This window comes from Sphingomonas sp. IC-11 (genome assembly GCF_021043365.1).
GTDB lineage: Bacteria > Pseudomonadota > Alphaproteobacteria > Sphingomonadales > Sphingomonadaceae > Sphingomonas.
The window spans coordinates 1,100,315-1,126,562 of the sequence record NZ_JAJNDU010000001.1 but is presented as its reverse complement, the minus strand read 5'-3'; the positions used below and the strand labels follow the sequence as shown (position 1 = coordinate 1,126,562).

The 26,248-nt window shown below is 63.2% G+C and carries 26 protein-coding genes; 14 read left to right on the top strand and 12 right to left on the bottom strand.

What is annotated here, in order from left to right:
- Positions 1–23: 23 nt before the first annotated feature.
- Genes LQ954_RS05425 through otsB form a run of 3 tightly spaced genes read right to left on the bottom strand, consistent with a single transcriptional unit; the run spans position 24 to position 3,939 of the window.
- The gene (locus tag LQ954_RS05425) at positions 24–1,406 is read right to left on the bottom strand and encodes an alpha,alpha-trehalose-phosphate synthase (UDP-forming) (RefSeq protein WP_231022271.1); all 1,383 of its coding nucleotides are present in this window, start codon (positions 1,404–1,406) and stop codon (positions 24–26) included.
- Positions 1,403–3,199, bottom strand: a complete 1,797-nt coding sequence (locus LQ954_RS05420) for a glycoside hydrolase family 15 protein (RefSeq protein WP_227770487.1) — start codon at positions 3,197–3,199, stop codon at positions 1,403–1,405. The genes LQ954_RS05425 and LQ954_RS05420 overlap by 4 nt, the downstream gene beginning before the upstream one ends.
- Positions 3,196–3,939: a trehalose-phosphatase gene (otsB, locus tag LQ954_RS05415; RefSeq protein WP_227770488.1), complete on the bottom strand. Its 744-nt coding sequence runs from the start codon at positions 3,937–3,939 to the stop codon at positions 3,196–3,198. The genes LQ954_RS05420 and otsB overlap by 4 nt, the downstream gene beginning before the upstream one ends.
- 111 nt (positions 3,940–4,050) lie before the next feature.
- Between otsB and LQ954_RS05410 the strand changes: the two genes are divergently transcribed.
- Entirely contained in the window at positions 4,051–5,229 is a 1,179-nt protein-coding gene (locus LQ954_RS05410) for a vWA domain-containing protein (RefSeq protein WP_227770489.1), read from the top strand.
- Positions 5,230–5,303: 74 nt separating this feature from the next.
- Here LQ954_RS05410 and LQ954_RS05405 read toward each other — a convergent pair whose 3' ends face one another.
- From LQ954_RS05405 to LQ954_RS05395, 3 genes are all read right to left on the bottom strand, one after another.
- Positions 5,304–6,014, bottom strand: a complete 711-nt coding sequence (locus LQ954_RS05405) for a ribonuclease T2 family protein (protein ID WP_231022270.1) — start codon at positions 6,012–6,014, stop codon at positions 5,304–5,306.
- Between the two features lie 143 nt (positions 6,015–6,157).
- Entirely contained in the window at positions 6,158–6,994 is an 837-nt protein-coding gene (gene nadC, locus LQ954_RS05400) for a carboxylating nicotinate-nucleotide diphosphorylase (protein WP_231022269.1), read from the bottom strand.
- Positions 6,991–7,488 (bottom strand): SH3 domain-containing protein, encoded by a 498-nt coding sequence (locus LQ954_RS05395; RefSeq protein WP_227770492.1) that lies wholly within the window; start codon positions 7,486–7,488, stop codon positions 6,991–6,993. The genes nadC and LQ954_RS05395 overlap by 4 nt, the downstream gene beginning before the upstream one ends.
- A 98-nt stretch (positions 7,489–7,586) precedes the next feature.
- Here LQ954_RS05395 and LQ954_RS05390 point away from each other — a divergent pair, with 98 nt between their 5' ends.
- Entirely contained in the window at positions 7,587–8,585 is a 999-nt protein-coding gene (locus LQ954_RS05390; RefSeq protein WP_227770493.1) for a 2-hydroxyacid dehydrogenase, read from the top strand.
- Between the two features lie 143 nt (positions 8,586–8,728).
- Here the strand turns inward: LQ954_RS05390 and LQ954_RS05385 are convergent, their stop codons facing one another.
- Positions 8,729–10,132 (bottom strand): NAD(P)H-dependent flavin oxidoreductase, encoded by a 1,404-nt coding sequence (locus LQ954_RS05385; protein WP_227771061.1) that lies wholly within the window; start codon positions 10,130–10,132, stop codon positions 8,729–8,731.
- A gap of 89 nt (positions 10,133–10,221) precedes the next feature.
- Entirely contained in the window at positions 10,222–11,358 is a 1,137-nt protein-coding gene (locus LQ954_RS05380; RefSeq protein WP_231022268.1) for a glycosyltransferase family 4 protein, read from the bottom strand.
- Between the two features lie 264 nt (positions 11,359–11,622).
- Between LQ954_RS05380 and LQ954_RS05375 the strand changes: the two genes are divergently transcribed.
- The gene (locus LQ954_RS05375) at positions 11,623–12,126 is read left to right on the top strand and encodes a hypothetical protein (protein ID WP_231022267.1); all 504 of its coding nucleotides are present in this window, start codon (positions 11,623–11,625) and stop codon (positions 12,124–12,126) included.
- Between the two features lie 147 nt (positions 12,127–12,273).
- On the opposite strand, the gene LQ954_RS05370 is transcribed toward LQ954_RS05375, so the two are convergent.
- The 3 genes from LQ954_RS05370 to LQ954_RS05360 are packed head-to-tail and all read right to left on the bottom strand — an operon-like array spanning position 12,274 to position 15,073.
- Positions 12,274–13,395, bottom strand: a complete 1,122-nt coding sequence (locus LQ954_RS05370; protein WP_231022266.1) for a glycosidase — start codon at positions 13,393–13,395, stop codon at positions 12,274–12,276.
- On the bottom strand, positions 13,392–14,165 hold the full coding sequence (locus LQ954_RS05365; RefSeq protein ID WP_231022265.1) for an SDR family oxidoreductase: 774 nt from the start codon (positions 14,163–14,165) through the stop codon (positions 13,392–13,394). The genes LQ954_RS05370 and LQ954_RS05365 overlap by 4 nt, the downstream gene beginning before the upstream one ends.
- A gap of 35 nt (positions 14,166–14,200) precedes the next feature.
- The gene (locus LQ954_RS05360; RefSeq protein WP_227770498.1) at positions 14,201–15,073 is read right to left on the bottom strand and encodes an alpha/beta fold hydrolase; all 873 of its coding nucleotides are present in this window, start codon (positions 15,071–15,073) and stop codon (positions 14,201–14,203) included.
- A 37-nt stretch (positions 15,074–15,110) separates the two neighbouring features.
- Here LQ954_RS05360 and LQ954_RS05355 point away from each other — a divergent pair, with 37 nt between their 5' ends.
- The 8 genes from LQ954_RS05355 (at position 15,111) to LQ954_RS05320 (ending at position 22,874) form a co-directional block, all read left to right on the top strand.
- Entirely contained in the window at positions 15,111–16,469 is a 1,359-nt protein-coding gene (locus LQ954_RS05355; RefSeq protein ID WP_231022264.1) for a protein adenylyltransferase SelO family protein, read from the top strand.
- 59 nt (positions 16,470–16,528) lie between these two features.
- A complete protein-coding gene (gene astD / locus LQ954_RS05350; protein WP_227770500.1) occupies positions 16,529–17,938 on the top strand; it encodes a succinylglutamate-semialdehyde dehydrogenase in 1,410 nt (469 codons plus the stop codon).
- 127 nt (positions 17,939–18,065) lie between these two features.
- Positions 18,066–18,710 carry a hypothetical protein gene (locus tag LQ954_RS05345; protein WP_231022263.1) on the top strand — a complete coding sequence of 215 codons (645 nt, stop codon included), beginning with the start codon at positions 18,066–18,068 and terminating at the stop codon, positions 18,708–18,710.
- Positions 18,711–18,801: 91 nt separating this feature from the next.
- Positions 18,802–19,593 (top strand): uroporphyrinogen-III C-methyltransferase, encoded by a 792-nt coding sequence (gene cobA, locus LQ954_RS05340; RefSeq protein WP_231022262.1) that lies wholly within the window; start codon positions 18,802–18,804, stop codon positions 19,591–19,593.
- Complete coding sequence (locus LQ954_RS05335) at positions 19,590–19,886, top strand: DUF2849 domain-containing protein (RefSeq protein ID WP_046411012.1); 297 nt, start codon at positions 19,590–19,592, stop codon at positions 19,884–19,886. Before cobA ends, LQ954_RS05335 begins: the two co-directional genes overlap by 4 nt.
- Before the next feature lie 42 nt (positions 19,887–19,928).
- Positions 19,929–21,560 (top strand): nitrite/sulfite reductase, encoded by a 1,632-nt coding sequence (locus LQ954_RS05330; RefSeq protein WP_231022261.1) that lies wholly within the window; start codon positions 19,929–19,931, stop codon positions 21,558–21,560.
- Between the two features lie 119 nt (positions 21,561–21,679).
- A complete protein-coding gene (locus tag LQ954_RS05325) occupies positions 21,680–22,123 on the top strand; it encodes a DUF934 domain-containing protein (RefSeq protein WP_231022260.1) in 444 nt (147 codons plus the stop codon).
- Positions 22,116–22,874, top strand: coding sequence for a phosphoadenylyl-sulfate reductase (locus tag LQ954_RS05320; protein WP_231022259.1), 759 nt, complete (start codon positions 22,116–22,118; stop codon positions 22,872–22,874). Before LQ954_RS05325 ends, LQ954_RS05320 begins: the two co-directional genes overlap by 8 nt.
- Positions 22,875–22,986: 112 nt before the next feature.
- Here LQ954_RS05320 and LQ954_RS05315 read toward each other — a convergent pair whose 3' ends face one another.
- Positions 22,987–24,477, bottom strand: coding sequence for a replicative DNA helicase (locus LQ954_RS05315; protein ID WP_227770506.1), 1,491 nt, complete (start codon positions 24,475–24,477; stop codon positions 22,987–22,989).
- 99 nt (positions 24,478–24,576) lie between these two features.
- On the opposite strand from LQ954_RS05315, the gene LQ954_RS05310 reads away from it, so the two are divergent.
- Genes LQ954_RS05310 through LQ954_RS05300 form a run of 3 tightly spaced genes read left to right on the top strand, consistent with a single transcriptional unit; the run spans position 24,577 to position 26,195 of the window.
- Positions 24,577–25,059: a UPF0262 family protein gene (locus LQ954_RS05310; RefSeq protein ID WP_227770507.1), complete on the top strand. Its 483-nt coding sequence runs from the start codon at positions 24,577–24,579 to the stop codon at positions 25,057–25,059.
- A gap of 15 nt (positions 25,060–25,074) precedes the next feature.
- The gene (locus tag LQ954_RS05305; protein WP_231022258.1) at positions 25,075–25,740 is read left to right on the top strand and encodes a GH25 family lysozyme; all 666 of its coding nucleotides are present in this window, start codon (positions 25,075–25,077) and stop codon (positions 25,738–25,740) included.
- The gene (locus LQ954_RS05300; protein WP_227770509.1) at positions 25,737–26,195 is read left to right on the top strand and encodes a cytidine deaminase; all 459 of its coding nucleotides are present in this window, start codon (positions 25,737–25,739) and stop codon (positions 26,193–26,195) included. The genes LQ954_RS05305 and LQ954_RS05300 overlap by 4 nt, the downstream gene beginning before the upstream one ends.
- Positions 26,196–26,248: the final 53 nt, after the last annotated feature.

Here is a 26,248-nt window from a genome sequence, read left to right as displayed (position 1 = left end):
AAGCCATACCGCGGTCCCGGGATCTAAGCTGGCGTCAACTCGACTGCGGCCAGAGCATCCGTGAAGCGGCGTCTCCACCAGATTACGTCCTCACGCCGGACATTGTCGTACATCTTCTGCCAGCGCGCGATCCTCTCGTCCCGCGGCATGGCAAGCGCGTGCTCGATGGCGTCCGCCGTCTCGTCGGGACTGTAGGGGTTGATCAGAAGTGCTTCACCCAGCTGCTCTGCCGCGCCGGCGAAGCGCGACAATATCAACACACCGGGATCTTCAGGATCCTGCGCAGCGACAAACTCCTTCGCCACCAGGTTCATTCCGTCGCGCAGCGGTGTCACGAGTGCGACACGAGCAGCGCGATACACGCCAGCGAGCACGTCCCGTGGCAAACCGCGGTTGACGTAACGAAGCGGCACCCAGTCAATCTCTGCAAACGCGCCATTGATGCGTCCTGAAAGCGCGTCGAGGCTCGCGCGGATCTCCTGATAGCTTTGAACAGTAGCGCGGGAGGGAGGTGCGATCTGTAGCAGCGAGACGTTGGTCCGCCGGTCTGGCCGGGTTTCGAGAAAGCGCTGATAGCCATTGAAGCGCTCTTCGATCCCCTTGGAATAGTCGAGCCGATCCACTCCAACGATCAGATCACGCCCGCTGACGCTTTCAACCATTCGGCTCAGTGTTGCGGCGGCCTTTTCTCCATTTGCGGCAGCAATGAATTCGCGAGCGTCGATGCCGATGGGGCAGGCTATCGCCTTGATGGTTCGCCCGCCAACGGTGACATCGTCATCCGGCCCAATCGTCCCACCCATTTCACGTTCCACGTAGTCGTGGAACGTCTCGAGCCATTCCCTGGTCTGAAAGCCGATTACATCATAGGCAAACAGTGCCTCTACCAGCCGCTTGTGTTCCGGCAATGCGATCAGCAGCCGCGTCGGTGGCCACGGGATGTGGAGAAAGAAACCGAGCCGGTTCTTGATCCCCTTCTGCCGCAGCATCCATCCGAGCGGCACCATATGGTAGTCGTGGACCCACACCAGATCATCCGGCTCGATGTGAGGGCTGATGACTTCACTGAAGAGGCGGTTCACTCTCTCATAGCCACCTTGGAAATCCCGTTCGAACTCGGTCAGCCCAAGTCGGTAGTGGAAGAGCGGCCAAAGAGTGCGGTTGGCGTATCCGTCGTAATATTCTTCGACGTCCTGTTCGGGCAGGTCGATCGTGGCCGAGGTAACGCCGTCATAGGTTTCGAAGCGGAGTTCGCCGGTATCACCGGTCTCGCCCGACCAACCGAACCAGATCCCGTCCGCCTCCCGCAGCGCCGCGGTTAGCGCGACGGCCAGTCCGCCCTGCGCACTTGGTTGTTGCGCAGTGGGCGCTGACACCCGGTTCGAGATGACGATCAGACGGCTCATCGGATTGCGCTCCACGGCTTGCTGAGAAGCACGGCACAATTGATCACGCCGACGAGGGAATAGGTTTGCGGGTAATTGCCCCACAACTCACCGGTAACCGGATCGATGTCTTCGGATAGCAAGCCGGCGGGCGTGCGCCGCGACAGCATCTCCTCGAAGAGGGCGCGCGCATCAGCATCCCGCCCGGTGAAATGAAGCGCCTCAATCAGCCAGAACGTGCAAACATTGAATGCAGTATGCGGCAGGCCGAAATCGTCTTCGGTTGCGTAGCGGAGCATGTGCGATCCACGCCTCAACCCTCCCTCCACCGCATCGAGGGTCGATCGGAAACGCGGATCGTCCGGAGCGAGGAAGCGGAGATCGAGAAGCTGCAACAGGCTGGCGTCGAGGTCATCACCCCCGAACGTAGCTGACATCCGCTCCGTTTCAGGACGCCAGGCGGCCGCTTCGATCCGCGAGCGCATCTGGTCCGCGCGGTCGCGCCAGAAAATAGCACGCTCGAAGAGGGCCAAGGCTTCGGCAGCATTTGCAAGCCGGTCACACGCCGCCCAGCACATCGCGGCCGAATATGTGTGAACGTGACTCTTGGTGCGCAATTCCCACAAACCCGCGTCCGGCTTGTCAAACTTCTCCCATGCGCGTTCGCCTACCGGCTCAAGAGCTTCGAAGTCATCAAGCCCGGCCACACGCAACAGCCGATGATCGAAAAACGCCTGAGCATTGGAGAGGACGATCTGTCCGTAGGCATCATGCTGGATCTGCTCATACGCTTGATTGCCTACCCGCACTGGCCCCATGCCGCGATAGCCATTGAGCGCCGGGGCCTCACGCTCGATGAGCGTCGCCTCTCCACCTACGCCATAGAGCGGCTGGATGTGCCCGTCCTTCGCGTTGTCCACGATATTACGGAGATATTCGAGATAGCCCTCAAGCACGTCCAGGGCGCCAAGACGGTTCAGCGCCTGCACGGTATAATAGGCATCGCGGACCCAGCAATAACGATAATCCCAATTCCGCTGGGATCCAGCATGCTCAGGGATGGAAGTAGTCAAAGCGGCAACAATCGCGCCTGTTTCTTCATGCTGGCAAAGCTTCAAGGTGATGGCCGAGCGGATGACCGCTTCCTGCCATTCATGGGGCGTGGCCAAGCTCCGCGTCCAATGCTGCCATTCCTCTACGGTACGATCGAGCATGTTCTCGAGCGACATGGCGATGTCGTCGGAAAAGCTTTCGTCAGGGCCCAGGAAGAAATAGAGCGGCCGCTCTACCCGGAACATTCGTTCGTCTTCGATCCAGCCAACGGGCGCGGTGGTCGACAAGCGGACGACGCCATTGTCCAAGAGGTAGCGGATATGGTTTGAACCGCGTGTGGTCTGCGCTTGCCTCTCGCCCCAATTTGCGGCGGGTCGCAGGCGAATACGGACCCGAGGACTGCCGGCTACTGGTCGAACGATGCGTACAAAGGCGACAGGGCGGTACTTTCGGCCGTTCCGCGCAAAACGCGGACAAAAGTCGATCACCTCAATGGCACTACCATTCTCATCCTCGTGGCGTGTCACGAGAATGGGTGTGTTTCGCAGATAGCGTTGCGTCGTTTCGCGGGGCCGATCGATGTCGATCTCCCAGAAACCGAACGCATCCTGCCCTGCAGGCGGCTTGTCGTCCAGCAACGAACAGAATGCCGGGTCGCCATCCACTCGGGGCAAGCAGCCCCACACGAAGCGGCCAGCACGATCAACCAAGGCCGAGACCTGGCAATTGCCGATTGGCCAGAGATCCATTGTGGCGGTCATGCAGCGGCTCCCAGCCATGTCCTGACAGCCGCCACATCATCTAACCGATGGTTCGCAGCCGTGGCTCTTGTCGGCCCCACCAGGACCCCAACGCCATTTGCCTCCGCAACCGCGACGAAGCCGGCTTCGTCAGTCACGTCGTCGCCGACGAAAACGGGAATATGGCCGGCAAAGGTCGGGTGGGTGAGCAAAGAGGTGATGCCGGTTCCTTTATCGTGGCCACCTGCACGAAGCTCCACCATCATCTTGCCAGATTGCAGAACCAACCCGTCCCTGCCGGCAAATTGCTGGGCCAGCCGGCGAGCGGTCGCGTCTTGCTCCGGCGCCATCCGGTAGTGGATTGCAACTCCAAGGGATTTCACTTCGATCAACACCCCCTGCTCGTCCGCGAAGGCCGCGGAAAATGTCCTCTCCGCCTCATCAAGGGCGGCGGGGCGGGCCGGAGTGATCCGTTTGCCGAGGACCTGCAGCTCGGCGCCGTGGCTGCCAACAACCGCGATCCCCGGAACCGCATGCCCGAGGAAACCCTCGATCTGCGCCACCGACCGCCCACTCACTAAGGCCAGACGCCCCTCAAAGGTTCCAGTAAGGCACTGCAGAAGCTCAATCAGAGCGCGGTCCACAACAACAGCATCGGGCCTGTCGACCAGGTCGACCAGCGTGCCGTCGAAATCCAGAAGGAGACAATGACCGGCCGAAATCAAGGCCGGTGGCGGAGGAAGCGTGGGTGCCGTCACCATGGAACATGGCTGTAGCGGCCGTTGAACCCTTAGTCAGCGCCTCATGCGCTGGCGCGATGCCGCCAACTCTGTCATCAGGATGACAAAAGCAGATGATGGGGCGGATTGCCGATGTTCCTCAACTTCCTTGATGAGCTGCGCGTGGCGGGGATACCCGCAAGCATGAAGGAGCACCTGCTCCTCCTGGAGGCGCTTCAAAAGGACGTGATCGATCGCACGCCAGAGAATTTCTACTATCTGTCTCGATCGGTTTACGTGAAAGACGAGGGCCTCCTCGACAAGTTCGACCAGGTCTTTGCCAAGGTATTCAAGGGCATCGAAACCAGCTTCGCCCAGGAAGGCGCTGAGATCCCGGCGGACTGGTTGAAGGCGATCACCGAGAAGTTTCTTACTCCGGAGGAGATGGAGGCGATCAAGTCGCTCGGCTCCTGGGAGGAGATCATGGAGACGCTGAAGAAGCGCCTCGAAGAGCAGCAAAAGCGGCACCAGGGCGGCAACAAGTGGGTCGGCACCGGCGGCACCTCACCCTTTGGCAACTCCGGGTACAATCCCGAAGGCGTCCGCATCGGCGGCGAATCCAAGCAGAAGCGCGCGCTGAAGGTTTGGGACCAGCGCGAGTTCAAGAACCTCGACAACACGCGCGAACTTGGCACGCGCAATATCAAGATTGCGCTCAGACGCTTGCGCAAGTTTGCTCGCGAAGGCGCCGCAGACGAACTCGATATCGACGCCACGATCGATGGGACTGCGCGTCAGGGATGGCTTGACGTTCACATGCGTCCGGAACGCCGGAATGCCGTGAAGTTGCTCCTGTTCCTCGACGTCGGCGGATCCATGGACCCGTTTGTGAAGCTCTGTGAGGAATTGTTTTCAGCAGCAACCAGCGAATTCAAAAACCTCGAGTTTTTTTACTTCCATAACTGCCCCTACGAGGGGGTCTGGAAAGATAACAAGCGGCGCTTCTCCGAACGCACGCCTATGTGGGATGTGCTCCACAAATTCCCGCACGATTATAAGTTGGTGTTCGTCGGCGACGCCTCGATGAGCCCCTATGAGATCACCCATCCCGGCGGCTCGGTGGAACACTTCAATGAAGAGTCGGGCGCGATTTGGATGAACCGCCTGACAACAACCTATCCCGCTGCGGTGTGGCTGAACCCCGTCGCACAGGCGCAATGGGGTTATTCACAATCGGTGAAGGTCATTCGTGAACTGATGAACGACCGTATGTACCCGCTCACTTTGGCAGGATTGGACGATGCCATGCGGGAGTTGACGCGGAAGCGCTGAACTTCTTTTGGAGCCGGCCAGCGTAGCTCGGTCCGGCTCCACTACTGTTCTTTCTGAATTCGCGCGGGCCTGGATCAGCGCGGGCCGCGCCAGATCCGAACGCGCGCGTTCGGCTTCACGCCGCCCTGATGCGCCGGGCATCGAGCATATTGAAACCGCTTGTTCATGCAGATCCACACCTCGTCGAGCCAGCCCTGGCGATCGGTGGTGATCTTCATCATGTCCGCGCGCATACCGGGGTTTACACGAGCGATGGCGGTTGCGAGCTTTCCGGCCGATAGCGGCTGACGGGACAGCGACACCATGTCCGGGTAGCGCAGCTTACGGTAAAGGCCAGTGGCCTTCGCGAAGTAGCTGTCGGGGGTTTCTCCGGCCATGCAAGTCCCGTGCTTTGCCCATTCATGCTGCAGCAACTGTGCCGAAGGAGTGGAGCAGATGTTCGCCCGCACGGTTCGCTCAGAAAGCAGCGACGTGGCTTTGCAATATTGCGGCCACTCCTTGCCCACACCATCAGGCCATAGCCCATGCAGGACAAAGCCAAAGCGATTGGAGCCGCCACACTGAAAGCGGGACCGCGCTGCCCGGTCTGGCTGGCGGCAATATTGCGGGGACCAGCTGATCGCGAGCGTGTAGTGACCGATCGGCAGCAAGCGCTGTGGCTCACGCTCGCTTGGCAGGTCCGGTCGGACCGTCAGCATCGTCGCGTCCGGCACATTGCACTGGTACGCCTGCGCCGTTGCCACACCCGGCACCATGGCAAGCGCCAGACCCAACCAACGTATCATTTACCTCACTCCACTCATTGCAGCGTCGCCAACGGCCCTCTCGATGCGGATTAACCCGCGGCTACGGCTCGAGCCTGTCATGTGCGGCGGCCACGTGAAGGCCACAATCGTCATGCGCTGCGCAACCTCGATGTGCTCGCCGTTCAAGCCAACGCGAAGTCAAGACCGATGTCTGCGGCGGGAGCAGACTGGGTGAGCCGGCCAACGCTGATGAAGTCCACACCAGTACCGGCAATGTCGCGGATCGTTTCGAGCGACACCCCTCCTGATGCTTCCGCAGGAACGCGGCCGTTGATGAGGCCAACAGCGTCGCGGAGAACCGCGGCTGGCATATTGTCCAGCAGGAGGCGTGTCGCGCCAGCGCTTATCGCGGGCTCGATTTGGTCGACACGATCAACCTCAACGATGATTTCGGCGATACCCGCGGTGCGAGCGCGACGGACTGCTTCCGCAACGTCGCCTGCAACGGCAACGTGATTGTCCTTGATCATCGCAGCGTCCCAAAGCCCCATGCGATGATTTCTGGCGCCTCCCATTCGGGTCGCGTATTTCTCCAGCACGCGAAGGCCCGGCAGGGTCTTGCGCGTGTCGAGCAAGACAGCACCGGTTCCAGCGATACGATCGACGTACAAGCTCGTCATGGTGGCGATACCAGACAGATGCTGAACAGTGTTCAAAGCCGAGCGCTCGGCAGTCAGCAGAGCACGAGCAAGCCCGTTGATCCGCATCAAGCCAGTACCGCTGGATACTCTCATGCCGTCCTCAACCAGCGGCTCTATCGTAGCTGCGGGATCGAGGTGCCGGAAAAAGGCCGCTGCGATGTCGAGCCCAGCGACGGTGATTGCATCGCGCGTGGCCATGAGCGCATCGAAGCGAGCGTCAGCCGGGATGACCGCCTCTGACGTGACATCCACGCCGGGGCCAAGATCCTCCGCCAAGGTTGCGCGAACAAACGCGCTGATGTCAAAGCCCTCGATCACGGCAGCGTCTCCTCAGGCGAAACTCCCCACAGGCGCGTTGCCTCGACATAGCCGGCTTGGCCGCGCACATCGAACCGACACCATCCTCGGGCGCACTGGCTTACCCGACCCACCACGCCGGGTTCTGCACGCCAGAGTACGCGCGCGCCAAAGGCGGGCCGGTCCCGCATCTCCGTTACTGCGCCTTGCACGATCGCAGTTCGCGTACTGCTGATCAGCGTTCCCAGCATCCATCCCTGCTCGCCGCCGGGGTCTTCCACCTTCCGCCATTCCTTGAAGACATCAACCACCCGTACCGGCAGGTCGGCACGCACATAGAGCCATGTTGCAGGGTAGGATCGGCCCGGCCCGGAACGCATCCGCGCCTTTCCGGCACTGATCGAGGCGAAATAGGGTGGCTTCGGCCGCTCTTTCCCGGCTTGCGCAGCGACATCGCCCCCCGCCAACGCGGCAATAACGGCAAGTGCCGTCAGTCCCGCGGTCCATCGCTGCATCGTTGCCCCCCTGTCGATAACACCCTCCCCTAGCCCGGTGGACTGCGGGCATTCAACCGATCGTTGACGCGGATGCACAGCTTCGCCAAGCCAGAACCATGGTTGAAACCCGCCGATGCCCCAACCCTCGGGTCGTTGTAACCCGCGAGCTGCCGGACACCACAATGAATCGGCTGGAGGCACTGTTCGACACCGTCAACAATCGCTCCGATCTCGCCATGTCGCGAGAACAACTCGCCTCCGCGATGGCCGATTGCGATGTGCTGGTGCCCACGGTCGTGGACTCCATCGACGCCGAACTGATCGCGGGCGCTGGCGAACGGCTGCGGTTGATCGCCAACTTCGGCGCGGGCGTGAACCATATCGATCTTAAAGCTGCCCGCGCCCGTGGGATCATCGTCACGAACACGCCGGGCGTGCTTACTGAAGATACGGCCGACATGACCATGGCGCTGATCGTGTCCGTGCCGCGCCGCCTCGCCGAAGGAGAGAAGCTGGTACGCTCCGGCGAATGGAAGGGCTGGAGCCCCGGCGGCATGCTGGGCCATCGCATCGGCGGCAAGTCGCTCGGCATTGTCGGAATGGGACGGATCGGACAGGCGGTCGCACGTCGGGCGCGAGCCTTCGGGCTATCCATCCATTACCACAACCGTCATCGCCTGCCCAAGGTGGTGGAGGCGGAGCTCCAGGCGCAATGGCATCCCAATCTCGACGAGATGCTGAGCGGGATTGATATTCTGACGATCCACACGCCCCGAAATGCAGATAGCGAAAACCTGATCGACGCGCGCCGGATCAGCCTTCTGCGATCACACGTCTATCTGATCAACGCCAGCCGTGGCGGGATCGTCGACGAAGACGCGATGATCGATGCACTGGAACAAGGAAAGCTGGCGGGGGCAGGTCTAGATGTCTGGACCCACGAACCGGTGATTGATCCACGGCTCTTGGCACTTCCCAACGTGGTGATGACCCCGCACATGGGATCAGCGACCTACGAGGGTCGGCTCGCCACTGGCGAGAAAGTTATCGCGAATATCCGGATGTGGGCGGACGGCCATCGACCGCCCGACCAAGTGCTTGAGGGCTGGATCTGAAATTAGCGACCGAGGCTCCGCGCCTCGCCAGCATCAGATATGGGCGGCGGACCATATTCCGCATGTCGCGGATGACAGGCAGATGAGGGGCCGTTCCCCACCTCTGCCTGCCTGAGCCAAACGGCGTCGCCGCTGCCGAAGGATCAATCGCCCGTCAGGATCCGGTCGACCAACTGCTTCACCGTCGGCACAAAGCCGTTGGAATAGAAGGGATCGCGCTTGAAATTATAGGCAGCGTGACCCGCGAACATCAGGTTGGCCTCCGTGTCACCGCCATGGGCAATTTCCTGCAGGGTTTTCTGAATGCAGAAGCTGCGCGGATCCGCCAGGCGCCCGGTGGAATTGGTTTCGGTATCAGCCCAGCTTGAGAACAGGCACTGGCTGAGACAGCCCATGCAGTCCGCCTGATCCTTCCGGATCTCTGCCTTTTCCTGCGGCGTGACAAAGACCAGCGTGTTGTCAGGCGTCTTCAGGGCATCGGTGAAACCGTGGCCGAACCATTCGCGCGCACGGAGCAGGTCGTTGCGGGTCACCCAGAAGTTCTTGCCCTTCACACCCACGTCCAACTGGAAGACGTGATCACCGGCCTCTTGTGTCGAAAAGGCGATCTGCCGCTCGGAGCGTGCTTCAAGGCTGCGCAGAAACGGATTGCGCACCGCCGAGGAATAAAAACCCGTCGGCGAGAAACGGTGCAGGAGGACGTCGCCCTCCTCGATCGTCATCAGCCGCTCCTTCCACGCCTGAGGAATCGGGCTTTCCTGGGTGAGTAGCGGACGGGTGCCATATTGGAAGGCGATCGCGCCGAGTTCAGGATTGTCGATCCAGTGGTTCCAGTCGCGCAGGTACCACACGCCACCAGCCATGATGATCGGCGTGGTATCGGGAATACCACCTTCACGCATGGTTTCACGAAGCGCCTTCACGCGGGGATAGGGATCCTCCGGCTTCAGCGGGTCTTCGGCATTGGAAAGGCCATTGTGACCGCCGGCGAGCCAAGGATCCTCGTAAACCACCGCACCAAGAAGGTCCGCGACCTTGGAATAGGCGCGCTTCCAGAGCGCTCGGAAGGCTCGTCCGGACGACACAATCGGAAGATAGTTGACGTTGTAGGAGGCAGCGATCTCGCTGAGCTTATAGGGCATGCCAGCGCCGCAGGTGACGCCCGCGACGAGCCCACGGGTCCGCTCAAGCACGCCCTGCAACACGCGCTGCGCGCCACCCATTTCCCAGAGCACGTTGATGTTGATCGCGCCCTTGCCGCCGGCGATTTCCCAGGCGCGCTGGACCTGCTGCACAGCGCCTTCGATGGCGTAAGCAATCAGTTCTTCGTGCCGCTCCCGCCGCGTCAACGCGTGGTATACCTGTGGCACAATCTTGCCCTCGGCATCGTAGCTGTCGGCATTGACGGCGCTTACCGTCCCGATGCCACCAGCCGCCGCCCATGCGCCGGCCGATGCGTGGTTCGTTGCCGCAACTCCTTTTCCGCCCTCCACCAGCGGCCAAACCTCGCGGCCGTTGTAGACGATGGGCTGCAGCCCCTTGAACACGGCAGATGCCACGACTTTGCTTTACCTCCAATGAGACGGATAAGGCGCCCTAGCCGGAAAGGTTGCGTGGCGCGAGAAAATTACGTGGATCAGGAAAGCGCACCCGACCGGCCCATCGCCGCTTCGTACAACGCGGCGTAGCGAGCGATCATGCGCTGTTCGTCATATTCGGCCTGCGCCTTGCGCCGGTTTGCCTCACCGACGCTGCGTCGAAGCTCCGGATCAGCGATGAGCGCCTGCATCGCATCACGCAAACGAACCTCACCATGATATTCAGTGATAAACGGCGCGTTCGCGGCCGACACCATTGCCGGCACGTCACCGACAGGTGGTGAGACGATCGGGAGGCCGGCGGCCATCCCTTCCACCACGGAGATCGGGAACTGCTCTGAGCGGGAAGAAAGTGCGAGCATGTCGAAGTGACCGAGGAAGCGGTAGGGACGGTCCAGGAACCCGGGCAATACCAGCTGATCCTCGATCCCCATTGCCATTGCGGCCTGTTCGATGGCCGCCCTTTCGGGGCCCTCGCCAACGATGACCAACCGGAAGCGGGAGGACAACCCGCCCGCCGCACGGACGAGCGCGGGAAGGTCTTTAACTGCCCTCAAGCCAGCTACCGCGCCGATCACCGTCTCCTTAGGCTTGCGCACGAAGCCGGGGATGCCCTTAGGGTCGGGCTTGCCGGTATACAGCCCGGTGGCAATCCCGTTGATGATACGGTGAACTTTCGACGCCGGTTGCTTCCATGTCTCCAGCGCGATCCGCTCCAGGGACGAGGATGGCACCGCCAGTCCGTGCGCGGCCGACAGCGCCAACCTGCGATACAGGTTGCGCTCCCGCTTCAGGCCATTGGCTTCATCCTCGTTGAAGCCGTCCTCATGATGCACCACCGGCGGCACACCACGGCCGAAGACGCGCCGTGCCATCACGCCATCAATGGCGCCCCAATTGTAGGTGAGCACAAGATCAAAGCGTCGCATGTAGCGGGCAAGAGCGTCGTATCGGGCCACTGATGGGCGCCCCTGCAGCGGGGGGGGATCCTGAGCGATCTCATATTTGATCCCCTTCGCGATCCGATCCCGCGCGCCATAGCGACCCGGCATTCCCGAAACGATAGTGTGGCGCGCGCGATCTCCGAAGGCGTTCATAAGCCGGACGGCGCGAGCCTCCTTGCCACCCAGATCGAAGGTGGAGTGGAGGTGAAGGATGGAGACTGGCTGAGGCATCAGGCGACGCGATGTAGCTGCGAACGGCAAAAAAGTTGAGACACTCGCGCATTGTTCTCATCATTCGTGCGGGAGCAGGGAGTACGGCCTATACTCGTAGCTTCGGCATCGCACAGAGCATGCACGTGAAACAGGGTCCGGAGCATCGAACCGACGATCCGATGCGGCCGAACCTATACCCATGTTAATGCAATTTCGCTCTTCTTGACAGGAACGGCGCCGGTCGCCGCCGGGTTGATGCTCAGGCTATTTAGGAGAGCCAAAATGCCTAAAATCAAGATGATCGGCCTGGCAGCCTTGCTCCTGCCAGCGGCTGCGATTGCGCAAAGTACCGGCGGTACTGGCGGTACTGGCGGTACTGGCGGGACAGGAAGCTCGACGGGACAGACCGGCACGACCACGGGCACCGACATGGGCCAAACAGGTATGCCGACCGGTACCGGCGGGACGATCAACCAAACGGGCCCGCTTACCGGCACGGGCAGCACAACTGGTCAGACGAGCACCACGTCACCACAAACGGATCTGTCCAGTCCCACGATGACCGATCGAGCGGGGCAGACCGGGACGTCGGACGCCACGATGAGCCGGCACGGTCACACTGACGCAACGACCTCGACATCCCGGCGCGGCTCGGAGCGCAACTCCCGCCGCTCTGGTACATCAACGACGCAATCGAGCACCGGCTCGACCAATAGCTCGGGAACCGACCGCACTGCCGAGGAACGGACATCGTCGGATCCGCGGTCCAATGAACCGCGCGGCTGATTAGCAATTCAACACCGGGCGCGGCGCGGATCCGTCTCTGCGCCGCAGCTCCCGGTCGGGTACTGACCGTAGCCGCATAGGCGATCAAGGCGCTTGATCAACGTTCAACAGCGGCAAGTTGCGCCTGAACGTGGCGCTTGCCTGGCGCTACGCTGGCGAGATCACGTCCTTCGGGATGTGAGTGATCCGGCAGGCGAGATCTGCCTCCCCGCTGGCGACGATCCAGTGATCACCACCGTCAACGAGACCCGTCGTGAATACGACGTTATCAAGGTACATCTGGTCCTTAAGCGGGGCGGTGAGTTCGGCATTCGGTTCCAGGAGCGCTTGGTGCTGCGTGTGCAACGTGCGCCACGGCTCATCCTTGTCGAGCAGGGTCCAGTATGTCCGGTAGATGCCGACAACGCCGGACGGTTCGACGCCATGCCACAAGGTAAGCCATCCCTGGTCGGTCAGGAGGGGCTGCGCACCGCCACCCATTCGTGCCGTGGCGACGGTCGCAGCGTGCGGGCGGATGCCCGGATGATCGCTGGGCTTCCAGTGCAAGGCGTCGGGCGAAGACGCGAGATTGATCGATGGCCCGGCGCGCCATTCGCTGCCGGGGGGATAGGCGAAATAGAGGTCGCCGAGCGGACGGGTCTGCGCCCAATAGCGGTCGCCGATCAATCCTTCGAAGATCAGCATGTCCTTGTTCTGATGATCGAGGACGATGCCTTCTAGCTGCCAGTCGGCGGCATCGGCACTGGTATAGAGAGTAGTAGAGTGGCGCTCCGGACTGACGGAACAAGTCGTCATCAGGTAGCGATCCCCAACCCGGCTGATGCGGGCGTCCTCGACCCCATAATTCTGGTAACTGGCTCGCGGGGCGATGGCGCGGTCGTAGTGGACAGCTTCGACCCGCCTGCCCTCCGCATCCAGCTCGACCGGGAGAAGCCATGACAGCGAGGTCAGCGCCATCACCTTCCAGCCGCCGCCCCGCATCAAGAATTTGCGCGGATCCGCCGTGTCGACGAGCTGCAGCGGCCAAGGATCGAGCCTGTAGGCGCCACGATCCCAGCGGATCGCCCGAACGTGGCCGTCGCGAATGGGAGTCCGGAGAGCCTCGGCGATGCGAACCATCAGCAGGAGATTGCCATTCGGCAACCGGGTCATGCCGGGGTTGAAGGCGCCGAGTACGTAGGTTTCCTCATCGATCTGCCCCGCCAATGGCGAGCGGGACAGATCAACGTCGTTGGGTGTGAAAACCAGATGATCGAGCGGGAAGGTCATTCCTCATCCTGCATTCGCGGCGAGATGGTCACTTGCTGCACAACGGCGCGGCGCGGCTGGGTGAGCAAATAGTGAACCCCGACGGCGATGTCCTCGGCGCGCAGCATTTCTTCCTTGCGGATACGCTCGGCCTGCTCCTCGCTGGTGCCTTCGACCATGTCGCTGCCCGTCAGGCCGGGCTCCACGAGCGAGACACGGATGCCCTTGGTTCCGAGTTCCCGCCGAAGCGCGATGGCGAAGCCCTGGATGCCGTATTTGATGCCGGCGTAGACGGTCGACTCCTTGCCGAGAACATAGGCGCTCATGGATCCAATCAGGACGATGTCCCCCTGCCCCTTAGCATCCTTGCCATGGGCACCCATCGCCTTCGTGGCGGCTTGAGCCGAGAGCAGATAGGCGGTGAAGTTGCTGCCGATCGTATAGCGCAAGTCCGCCTCGCTCGTGTCGGTCAGACCTTCGGCGCCGCGCGCGGCATTGATCACTGCGATGTCGAGCCCGCCGAGATATTCCTTGGCCGCGTCGAACAGGCGATCGACGTTGCTCTCCTCGGCAAGATCGATGGAGATACCATCGCCCTCCCCAACCTCGCGAATGCGTGTGAGGGCATCCTGTAGATGTTGTTCGTCGCGACCGCAGATGAAGACGCGCGCACCCTCGCTTGCGAGGAGGACGGCGATAGCTCGCCCGATACCCGTTGTTCCGCCAGTCACCAGGACGCGGCGGCCGGCCAGCGGCGTGACGGCGGTATGCGCGTCGGATCGATCGAACATGAAAGCTCCTTTTGAGCGGGAGCTTCCTTGACGCCTCAAGTGCTTGCCGGTTCCGCCGCCTGGGCGAGCAGTCGATCAATCGCCCCCTGAACTCCGGGTTCCGAAAGCGTTGGTGCGTGACCGATGCCCGGCAGGGTGACCAACGCCGCATTCGGTAGCGACGCCACCATGCGTTCGGCAACGCGTGTAGTGAGGATGTCGGACCTGCCTCCTCGCACCACCAGGACCGGAGCGGTGCCGAGCGCAGCCAGTGCGCGCCAGAGATCCGCACCGGCTTCATTTCCGGGAACGCGGAACGGCTCGGCGATCTTGAGGTCGTAGTCGATGACTACGCGGCCAGCACTGTTGAGCCTGTAAAGCCGCTTGGCCATCGCCAGCCAATCCTCGATGCCCCAGTCAGGGTAAATATCGGCGTGAGCCTCCTGAACGGCGCGGGCAGCATGCATCCAGGTCGGCCACGTGCTGGAGCGCCCAACATGGCCACGTACCCTTGCCAAGCCGACAGGATCGACCTCAGGCCCGACATCATTCAGCAATGCGCCCGCGATCCGCCCGGGCAACATGCCCGCGAGCAACATGGTGACGATGCCACCCAGCGACGTGCCAACCGCAATGAAACGGTCGATCTTCTGCTCTTCCAAAAAGCCGGCGATGTCCTGAGCATAGGTGAGCGGGACATAGCTCATCGGATCCTTCGCGTAGGCGCTCTCGCCTCGTCCGCGCAGGTCGATCGCCAGGACCCGATGGCGGGCGGAAATCCGCCGTGCGAGCAAATCATAGTCGCGCGCGTTTCGCGTAAGCCCGGGCAGGCACAGCACCGGCGGCGCGCCCCTTTCGCCAGGATAATCACGCGCGTGGAGCCGCAAACCATCCCTGGACCACCAATATACATCTTCAAAGGCGGTCATGCTTGCACCTTCACTCACCCTAGGCCCATATCCACTCATGGCCTTCGACCCGCAAGCGTACCGACCCGAGACGACCATCCAATCGCTCGGGAACGAGTTCTATGACGTGGTCGAGGCAGCAGCGTTCCCGCACACGATCATCCGGTTCCGCAACAATCGGGCAGCGGCCGAGATCGGCCTCGATGGACTGGATGACAGCCGCTGGGCGGAGCATTTCGGCCGCTTCCGGCCGCTATCCGGCTCGCTCCAGCAGCCACTCGCCCTGCGCTATCACGGACACCAGTTTCGCGCGTACAATCCCGATATCGGCGATGGTCGTGGCTTTACCTTTGCCCAGCTTCGCGACCTCGACGGGCGGCTGATGGACCTTGGGACCAAGGGATCGGGACAGACACCATGGAGCCGGTTCGGCGACGGTCGCCTGACGCTGAAGGGCGGAGTTCGGGAGGCGCTGGCGACGGAGATGCTGGAGGCGCTGAACGTCCCGACATCGCGCACCTTGTCGCTGATCGAAACGGGGGAAGAGCTGCGCCGCGAGGACGAACCCTCGCCGACCCGCTCGGCGGTACTGGTACGACTGAGCCACAGCCACGTTCGGGTGGGCACCTTTCAACGGCTGGCGTTCGAGCGCAACGCGGCGGACATGCGGCGGCTTGTACAATATGTGCTGGCCAATCTGTATGGCGAGGACAGCGACGATCCGGTTCAGCTGCTGAAGCTGGTGGTCGGCAGCACGGCGCGGCTTGCCGCCAGCTATATGGCGGCCGGATTTGTTCACGGCGTGCTGAACACAGACAATATCAACATCACCGGCGAGAGCTTCGATTACGGCCCCTGGCGGTTCACGCCGACATGGGAGCCCGCCTTCACGGCCGCGTATTTCGACCACAACAGCCTGTACGCCTTCGGCCGGCAACCCGAAGCGATCCACTGGGCGGTCATGCAGCTGGCCTCTTCGCTGCGGCTGCTGGTTGAGGCCGATCCTCTCATCGCGGCCCTGGAGCAGTTCGCGCCCGCCTATCAGCCGGCGATTACCGATGCCATGCTCTGGCGGCTGGGTCGCAAGGCCGTCTCGGCAGAGGCAGACCGGGCGCTGGTGCAAGCAACCGAGCGCGCGCTGCGCGAAAGCAACGCCAGCATCGACCGCTTCTTCTTCGATGCCTTCGCCCAACCACTTCCGGCAAGCTATGGCCCGGAATGGGACGAGGCACGAAAGCTGCTGGATGCAGCGCCCCTACGCAGCGACCGGTCGCATCGCTATTGGGCGAGTGAGCCGTGCTCCATGCTGATCGAAGAGGTCGAAGCGATCTGGTCAGCGATCCGCGACCATGACGATTGGGCGCCGTTTCATGCGAAGATTGCGGCCGTGCGGGCCATGGGCGAGGCTCTTCGCTGAACTTGTTTCACGCGGCCGAATACCCATAAGGCCGAATAATCGGATGTTGAGGGCAGTACGTGAGCGAAATCATCTCCTTCGAGCCCGCAACCGGCGCGGAAATGTGGCGCGGGGCGATCGGAGACGTGGATGCGGAGGTCGCAGCTGCCCGTGCCGGCTGGGCGACCTGGGCGGCGCGGCCGCTGACCTATCGGATCGAAACCCTGCGCCGGTTCGCCAATGTGGTTCGGTCCCGTCAGGATGATTTCGCCGATGTAATCGCCCGTGAGACCGGAAAGCCGCTATGGGAAGCGCGGACGGAGGTGGACACCGTTATCGGCAAGGTGGACATCTCGGTCTCCGCTTATGCGGACCGCACCGCGCAGCGGCGCCTGGATGCGCCGATGGGATCGCGCATGGCGCTCCGCCACAAGCCGCACGGCGTGCTGGCGGTGCTGGGCCCGTACAACTTTCCCGCCCACCTGCCCAACGGCCACATCGTTCCCGCGCTGATCGCCGGCAATGCCGTGGTGTTCAAACCATCCGAGAAGACGCCGGCCACCGGCGCCTTTCTGGTGGATTGCTATCGCGCCGCGGGTGTGCCGGAGGATAGCATCCGGCTGGTAATCGGCGGACCAGATGAAGGCCGCGCCTTGGCCGGTCACGACGGGATTGATGGGCTGCTCTTCACTGGCTCGGCGCGCACCGGGATCGCGCTGAACCGGGCATTTGCGGAAAAGCCGGAGAAGATCCTGGCGCTCGAAATGGGCGGCAACAATCCGATCGTCGTCTGGGACACGCCGGACCTGTACGCGGCGGCGATCATCATCATCCAGTCTGCGTTTACCACGGCGGGTCAGCGGTGCACGGCTGCCCGGCGGCTCATCGTGGACGAGAAGCTGTGTGTGCCGCTGATGGAGCAACTCAACGGATTGCTGAACCGCGTGATCGTTGGCGCTCCCCACGACGACCCCGCCCCTTTCATGGGCCCGGTGATCGACAATGAAGCGGCGGACCAGCTGACCGAAAGCTTCCTTGCGCTGTTGATGCGCGGCGGGCGGCCGATCCGCCACCTCGAGCGGCTCGTTCCGGACAAGCCGTTCCTGCTGCCGAGCATCATCGACATGACGGCGGTGACCGAGCGACCCGACATGGAGCTGTTCGGGCCGATTCTTCAGGTGGTGCGCACCAACACCTTCGACGAGGCGATCGCCGAGGCGAACAACACGCGGTATGGCCTGTCGGCTTCGCTGATCAGCCAGACCCCTGCCCTGTACGATCGGTTCTGGGCAGGCGCGCGCGCCGGCATCGTCAACTGGAACCGTCCGACCAACGGCGCCTCGTCCTCGGCGCCGTTCGGCGGCATCGGCTGGTCGGGCAATCACAGGCCGAGCGCATATTATGCCGCCGACTACTGCGCCTATCCGGTGGTCTCGAACGAGGCGGATGCCGCGCGGGCATCGATCGGCATTGGGCTGCGCGACGCCTGATCGCGGCCGCACCGTGGTCCAGCAATTGCTATCTTCCAGTCGGTCCGGGGTGGCCGGCGCGGGGTCGGGCGGCAGCGGCAGGGAGTGGCCGGGGAAACCACCTTTGCCTTCGCGGGGTTGTGTTGGCATGCGAACACTCGCCTGCGCCCTTGGCCTTAGCCTATCGCTCGTTGCCTGCTCGTCCGAGCCCGACGCGTCGAATGCTGCTCAATCGGTCGACGCAACGCAGGACGTGCCGGAGGCGGCTCCGCAGCCGGACGCGCAAGTGGCGCCCTCTCCTGCGCCTGCGCCGGTATCTTCGCCGGTGCCCACACCGACGCCGACCATGTCGAGTGCGCCTGACAGGATCCTTGCCCTAGAAGGGCTTGGTGATCTGCGCATCGGCGCCGCCGTTCCTTCGGGTGGCAGCTGGGCCGAGCGCGGCGCGCAGATCGACGGTGATTGCAGAACCGTCAGCTCACCGCGCTTCCCCGGTGTTTATGCCATCGTCACCGCCGGCAAGGTCCGTCGGATCACTGTTGGGGAACGATCGGACGTCAAGCTGGTCGAAGGCATCGGCGTCGGCTCTCGCGAGCAGGACGTCAAACGGGCGTTTGGCGGGTTCCGTGAGGAACGCCACGAATATGAGCAGGCGCCAGCCAAGTATCTGACCGCACCCAACGCACGGAGCGGCGACCCGGCGTTGCGCTTCGAGATCGGGCAGGATCGCAAGGTCAGCCTGATCCACGTCGGTACCATGCCGGTGCTCGGTTATGTTGAGGGCTGCGCGTGAGGCGCACTTAACCTTTTGGCATAGCTATCCTACGGCATCGTCAAGCATCGCTCGGTTGATGCGGACAGGCGGGCACGCCATCTTCCCGAGCATGGCAAGCCTTCTCGATCCCGATGCGCGTGGGCGCGTCATCCTAGTCGGTGCTGGCCCGGGCGATCCCGGGCTGTTGACCGTGCGTGCGGTGGAAGCGCTGAAGTCAGCGGACGTGATCGTTCACGATGGCCTGATCGACATGCGCGTGCTGGATCTGGCACCCGCCGACGCGCACCGCATTTCGGTGGCCAAGCGGCGTGCGCGGCATACGTTGCCGCAGGAGGCGATCAATGCGCTTATCGTCGCGCATGTACGTGCCGGCAGCGTGGTCGTTCGGCTGAAGGGCGGCGACCCGTTCATCTTCGGGCGCGGCGGCGAGGAAGTGGAGGCGGTGCGCGCCGCTGGTCTTCCCGTCGAGGTGATCCCGGGTGTCTCGGCGGCGCTCGGCTGCGCGGCGGAGGCGATGCTGCCGCTGACGCATCGCGACCATTCCAGCGCGGTCAGCTTCGTCGCCGGCCAGTGCAAGGGGCTGACCGAGCAGGACTGGTCGGGCCTTGCCGGCCAGGGACGCACGCTGGTGATCTACATGGGCGTCGCGACGGCGGATGCGATTGCGGACAAGTTGATCGCCGATGGCGTCGCGCCCGACATGCCCGTCGCGGTGCTGGAAAAGGGCACCTGCCCCGGCCACCGGGCGCTGAAGACGCTGCTGGCGGACCTGGGCGCGATGGTGACGCGCGAGAAGGTGGCGAGCCCGGCGATCATCGTCGTGGGCGAAGTGGTCGAACTGTCGGATGCGGAGGACAAATTGGTGGCCTGGGCGCGTGCTGCGGAGAGCATGAACGGATGAAATTGCTGACGGGGAATGATCTGGTGACCGGCGACGTCACATGGTGGACCGGCGAAGGCTGGTCGCGCCATGTCGAGGATGCCGTCGACGTGGGTGATCGCGGCGAGGCGATCGCCAAGGCGGAGGAAGGCGCCCGCCGCGTCAACGTGCCCTATGTGATCGATGCGGTGGCGACGCCCGAGGGGCCGCGGCCGGCGCATATCAAGGACCGGATCCGCGCGCTGGGCCCCACCGTCCGCCCGGACCTGACGCTGAAGCCGGCTGATCCCGACGCGGGCAGCTGGGTAATTTAACCCTCGATCCCGCCAGCGACCGGCGGGGACCAGGAAGACACGATGTATCAGTATGACCAGTACGACCAGTCGATCGTCGACGCCCGGGTGGAGGAATTCCGCGACCAGGTGAAGCGGCGCCTCGCGGGTCAGATGACCGAGGACCAGTTCAAGCCGCTGCGGCTGATGAACGGCCTGTACCTGCAATTGCACGCTTATATGCTGCGCGTGGCGGTGCCCTATGGCACGCTGAGCAGCCGGCAGATGCGGATGCTGGGGCATGTCGCGCGCAAGTATGACCGCGGCTATGGCCATTTCACCACGCGCCAGAACATCCAGTTCAACTGGATCAAGCTGGAGGATGCGCCCGATATCCTCGCCGAGCTGGCAACGGTGGAGATGCACGCCATCCAGACCAGCGGCAATTGCATCCGCAACATCAGTTCGGACCAGTTCGCCGGCGCGGCCGCCGACGAAGTGACCGACCCGCGCCCCTGGGCCGAGCTGCTGCGGCAATGGTCGACGTTCCACCCCGAGTTCACCTACCTGCCGCGCAAGTTCAAGATCGCGGTGATCGCCGCCGCGGAGGATCGCGCGGCGATGCGGCTGCACGATATCGGGATCGAGCTGCTGAAGAAGGACGGCGTGCTGGGCGCCAAGATCTTCGTTGGCGGCGGCATGGGCCGCACCCCGATGATCGCGCACGAAATCCGCGATTTCGTCACCGCCGACGAGCTGCTGAGCTACCTCGAGGCGTGCCTGCGCGTGTACAATCGCTACGGCCGGCGCGACAATATCTACAAGGCGCGGATCAAGATCCTGCTGCACGAACTGGGCCCCGACGAATATCGCCGCCAGGTCGAGGAGGAATTCGCCCATGTGAAGACGCTGGGCATCGACCCTCCGGTGGCAGAGCTGGAGCGGATCAGCGCCTTCTTTGCGCCACCCGCGTTCGAGAGCGGGCTGTCGGATGAGGTGGATCGCAGCGATCCCGATTTCGCCGTCTGGCTGGATCAGAATGTGAAGGCGCACAAGCAGCCGGGCTATGCGATCGTGAACGTGTCGCTGAAGCCGGTCGGCGGCATCCCGGGCGACGCCTCGGCCGACCAGATCGACGTGATGGCGGACCTCGGCGAGCGTTACTCGTTCGACGAGCTGCGCGTGACCCATGCGCAGAACATCGTCCTGCCGCATGTGCGCAAGGCTGACCTCTATGCGGTGTGGCAGAAGCTGACCGAGGCGGGGCTGGCCGAGGCGAACCTCGACCTCATCAGCGACATCATCGCCTGCCCCGGCCTCGATTATTGCAGCCTCGCCAATGCGCGGTCGATCCCGCTGGCGCAGAAGATCGCGCAGCGCTTCAGCGATCTCGATCGCCAGCGCGACCTGGGCGAGCTGAAGCTCAAGATCTCGGGCTGCATCAACGCCTGCGGCCACCACCATGCCGGGCACATCGGCATCCTCGGCGTCGATAAGAAGGGCAAGGAGAATTACCAGCTCTCGCTCGGCGGATCGGGCGCGGAGGACGTGAGCCTCGCCAAGATCACGGGCCCCGGTTTCGACGAGGATGGGGTCGTCGACGCGATCGAGCGCGTGACCGACCGTTTCGTTCAGGTGCGCGAGCCGGGCGAGCGCTTCCTCGACACCTACCGCCGTGTTGGCTTCGAGACGTTCAAGGAAGCCATTTATGGTTGACCGCGTGCCGCTCCCCGGCGGCGGCTACAGCGGCGCGAACGTCAGTTCGCTGTCCTGTGGCACGGCGAACACGCCCCACCCTTCGCTCCTCTCGCGTTCATCGCGCAAGTGATCAGAACATGGCAGATATGACCCAAGACAATCTTCTGCGCTTTCGCGACGATGAAGCCCATGACGAGCCGGCAGTGACGCTGGACTCGTTCCTGGACGGCCAGACCAACGCCGGGGCCGTGCGGCTGGAGGCCGGCGACGATGCGCGGGCGCTGCTCCCGCTGCTCGGTCAGCTTGCCCTGGTGGAGGTCAGCTTCCCCACGTTCCGTGACGGGCGGGGTTATTCCGCCGCACGTATCCTGCGCGAGGCCGGCTACACCGGCGAATTGCGCGCGGCGGGCGACGTGCTGGTCGACCAGATCCCGCATATGCGCCGCTGTGGCTTCGACAGCTTTGCCCCCGAGGCGCCGGTCGATGGCGAGACCCTGCAACGCAGTCTGGATCGATACGATCACCCTTATCAGCGCGCCGCCGACCAGACGGTGCCCATATGGAAGTTACGTCATGGCTAATGCCGCTCGCCGCCTCGACATGATCGACGTCGCACCCGCCTTTACGAGCGCGGATGCGGCGGCGATGGAGGCGCGCTTCGCGGGTGTTTCTACCCAAGACATGCTCGCTGACCTGCTTACCGGCGAGCTCAAGGGCCGCGTGGCCGCTGTTTCCTCCTTCGGCACCGAATCGGCCGTGCTGCTGCACATGGTGGCACAGGTCGACAAGGATGTGCCGGTCATCTTCACCAACACCCAGAAGATGTTCGGGGAAACGCTTGAATATCGTGATGAACTTTCCGAGCGGCTGGGTCTGACGGACTTGCGCGTCTTTCGGCCTGATCCCCGCATATTGGCCGCAAAGGACGCGACCGGGCTGCGCTGGTCCTATGATCCGGACGGCTGCTGCGAGATCCGCAAGGTGGAGCCGCTTCGGCGCGCGCTGCTGCCGTTCGACGCGTGGATTTCGGGACGCAAGGGTTTCCAGTCCGCAACGCGGGCCGCATTGCCGCGGTTCGAGATCGATGACGGTCGATTGAAGCTGAACCCGCTCGCCGACTGGAACAAGGAGCGACTGGAAGCTTACTTCGCGGAGCATGAATTGCCGCGGCACCCGTTGGAGGCGGACGGTTATCCCTCCATCGGCTGCAAACCGTGCACGTCCAAGGTGCTGCCCGGCGAGGATCCGCGCGCGGGCCGCTGGCGCGGTTGGGAAAAGGTGGAGTGCGGCATTCACGTGCCGGAGAAGCCGGGCGAAGAACCGGTTTTCTGAGCCACCTTCCTCAGGGAGCGGGCACCCCGGCATGGGCCGGGGTGCCACTGCCCAACAAGCGAAATGCTACGTAGCGGGATCCGGGAACCAAGTCCGGGACAACGGATGGGGATCAGTAGCCGGCATAGTCGCTGAACCGGGTTACGGCAGGGTCGAACTTCATCGTCACCTTGCCGGTCGCGCCGTGACGCTGCTTGGCAATGATCAATTCGGCAAGGCCGAAGACGCGCTCCATGTCGCTCGCCCATTGCGCGTGATCCTCGAAGATCTTTGCCGCGTCGCCCTCCGTCGGCCGCTTGGGCTCCTTGGCGGCGACGTAATAATCCTCGCGGAACACGAACCAGACCATGTCGGCGTCCTGCTCGATCGAGCCGGATTCGCGAAGGTCGGACAGCTGCGGGCGCTTGTCCTCGCGCTGCTCCACCGCGCGGCTGAGCTGCGAGAGGGCGAGCACGGGAACGTGGAGATCCTTCGCCAGCGTCTTCAGACCACGGCTGATTTCGGAGATTTCCTGCACGCGATTGCCGTCGCTGGACTTGCCGCTGCCGGACAGAAGTTGAAGGTAGTCGACAATGACGAGACCAATTTCGTTATTATGGCGACGCTGGAGGCGGCGCACGCGGGTGTGAAGCGCGCTGATCGAGAGGCCGCCGGTATCGTCGATGAACAGCGGCAGGTTCTCGAGGTCGGCCGCCGCCGCGGCCAGCTGGTGAAACTCGGCCCGGCTGATGTCACCGCGGCGCAGCTTTTCGGAGGTGATGCGCGATTGCTCCGCCAGGATACGCGTCGCCAGCTGGTCGGCGGACATTTCGAGGCTGAAGAACGCGACCTTGGCGCCGATCGATTCGCTCGGCGCAATGCCGGCCTTCATGTCCATCATCCAGCGCTGCGCGGCGTTGAAGGCGATGTTGGTGGCAAGCGAGGTCTTGCCCATGCCGGGACGGCCGGCGAGGATCATCAAGTCCGACCGGTGCATGCCGCCGATGCGCGCGTTGACCGTGTCGAAGCCGGTGGTGATGCCGGAGACCTTGCCGCCGGAGTTGAGCGCCGTTTCCGCCATCTTCAGCGCGACCTTGGTGGCCTGCGCGAAGCTCTTGATGGCGTTTTCGGTCGTGCCGTCGGCGGCGACCTTGAACAGTTCCTCCTCGGCGAGTTCGATCTGGGCGCGCGGGTTCACTTCCTCCGAGGTGTCCATCGCGCGCTCGACCAACGTGCGGCCGACCGTCACCAGCGAGCGGAGCATGGCGAGATCGTAGATCTGCTGCGCGAACTGGCGCGCGCCGATGAGGCCAGCGCCCGAGCCCGTGAGCTGGGCCAGATAGGCCGGGCCGCCAAGCTCCCGCATCCCCTCGTCCGCCTCGAACATCGGACGCAGCGTGACCGGGGTGGCCAGCATGTCGTTCGTACGCAGCGTCTTGATCGCAGCAAAGATGCGGCCGTGCACCGGTTCATAGAAGTGCGCCGGGTCGAGCCGGTCGACGATATCGTCGGCAAGCCGGTTGTCGATCATCATCGCGCCGAGCAACGCGGCTTCCGCCTCGACGTTGCGGGGCAGCTGAACGGGTTCGGCCGGAGCCGGTTGCGGGAATGCCAGAGTCGCCATGATTGATCTGCTTGTATCGCCGCCGAGCCGAAACGGGAACCGGCGGGGCTGTGGATTACGAGAATTGTCGGCGGCGCCTTTGGCCTCTATCGCGGCTTAATGCCCGATCCGCGGATCATCGACATCGAACTGGACGAGCGCACGATCCTGTGGCGCTCGGCCGATATCGAGCAGGAACGTCGGATTGCGATCTTCGATCTGATCGAAGGCAATCATTTCGCTCCGCAGAAGCAGCATGCCGATGGATATGCGGGGCCATACCGGCTCGCTCTTTCTGTCGAGGAGGGCCGTTTGATCCTGCAGATCAAGCGGGAGGACGGGTCGCACCTGGAAGCGCACATCCTGGGCATGGGCAGGTTCCGCCGTCCGATCCGGGATTATTTCGCCATTTGCGACAGCTATTATCAAGCGATCCGCCAGGCAACGCCGCAACAGATCGAAACGGTCGACATGGCGCGGCGCGGCATCCATAATGAGGGTGCCGAGCTGCTGATGGAACGGCTCAAGGGCAAGATCGAGCTGGATTTCGATACCGCACGGCGGCTCTTCACGCTGATCTGCGTCCTTCACATCAAGGGTTGAACTTACGTGTTTCGGGTGAGGCGATTCCTCCTGATCTTTGCCATGCTTGCTGTTCTGGGAGCATTCGGTTGGCGCGAAGCCGTTCGCTGGCGCCCAGCAAGCGAGAAGTTCGCCGTCCAAGGTGTCGACGTGAGCGAGGCCAATGGCGCCGTCGAATGGAAGGTCGTGGCCGGCGGCGGGGCGGACTTTGCTTATGCCGTCGCCACGTACGGTGGGCGGCGCCGTGATGCGCGATTCGAGGAGAACTGGCAGAACATGGCAGGTGCCGGGCTGCGCCGTGGCGCCGTCCACGTATGGTCGCTGTGCGAGCCCGGTATCGATCAGGCGAATGCGTTCAACACAATGGTGCCGCGCGATGATGATGCGCTGCCGACCGCGATCGATTTCGACTTTGCCGAGGGTTGCACTGCCCGTCCCGAGCGGCAGGCTTTGATCGAGGACGTGCGTCGTGCCGCGGACCTGATCGAGGCCCATACCGGAAAGCCAGTGCTGCTGCGCGTGTCGCGACAGTTCGAGAAGGAATATGAACTTGCCGGCGCGCTGCCCCGTCCGATCTGGGCAATGGGCAATTTCTTCATGCCTGATTATGCCTCCCGACCGTGGCGCATGTGGCGGGCGAGCGACATCCGCCGGATCGACGGCATCATGGGCCCGGTGAACTGGAACGTAGCAGCATCATGAACGACGAAGCGACTCACCTGATCGCGCTGGCCCGATCCGCGGCGACCAACGCCCATGCCCCTTACTCCGGATTTGGGGTCGGAGCAGCCGTGCTGCTGTCGGACGGATCCATCGTGAACGGCGCCAATTTCGAAAATGCAAGCTATGGCTTGTCGCTGTGCGCCGAGACGGTGGCACTGGCCACAGCCAACGCGCAGGGGCGGCTTGCCCAGGTGGTGGCGATCGGCGTCGTGGGCGGCATGATCCGGGACGGTGCGATCGTCGGCGAGGAAGTGGTGCGGCCCTGCGGTCGATGCCGCCAAGTGATCAACGAGGCGGCGCAGATTGGCGGCCGAGATATTCGGGTCCACTGCGCCGGCGCCGAGGGCGACGCGGTGAACAGCTATCTATTGTCGCAGTTGCTGCCGGACGCCTTTGGCCCGGCTGACCTGGGGATCGGCCCTACGAAGGGCTGAGACCCGGCGGGGGTACGAAGAGGCTGACGGCCCCTCCGCACCCCGTATCAACG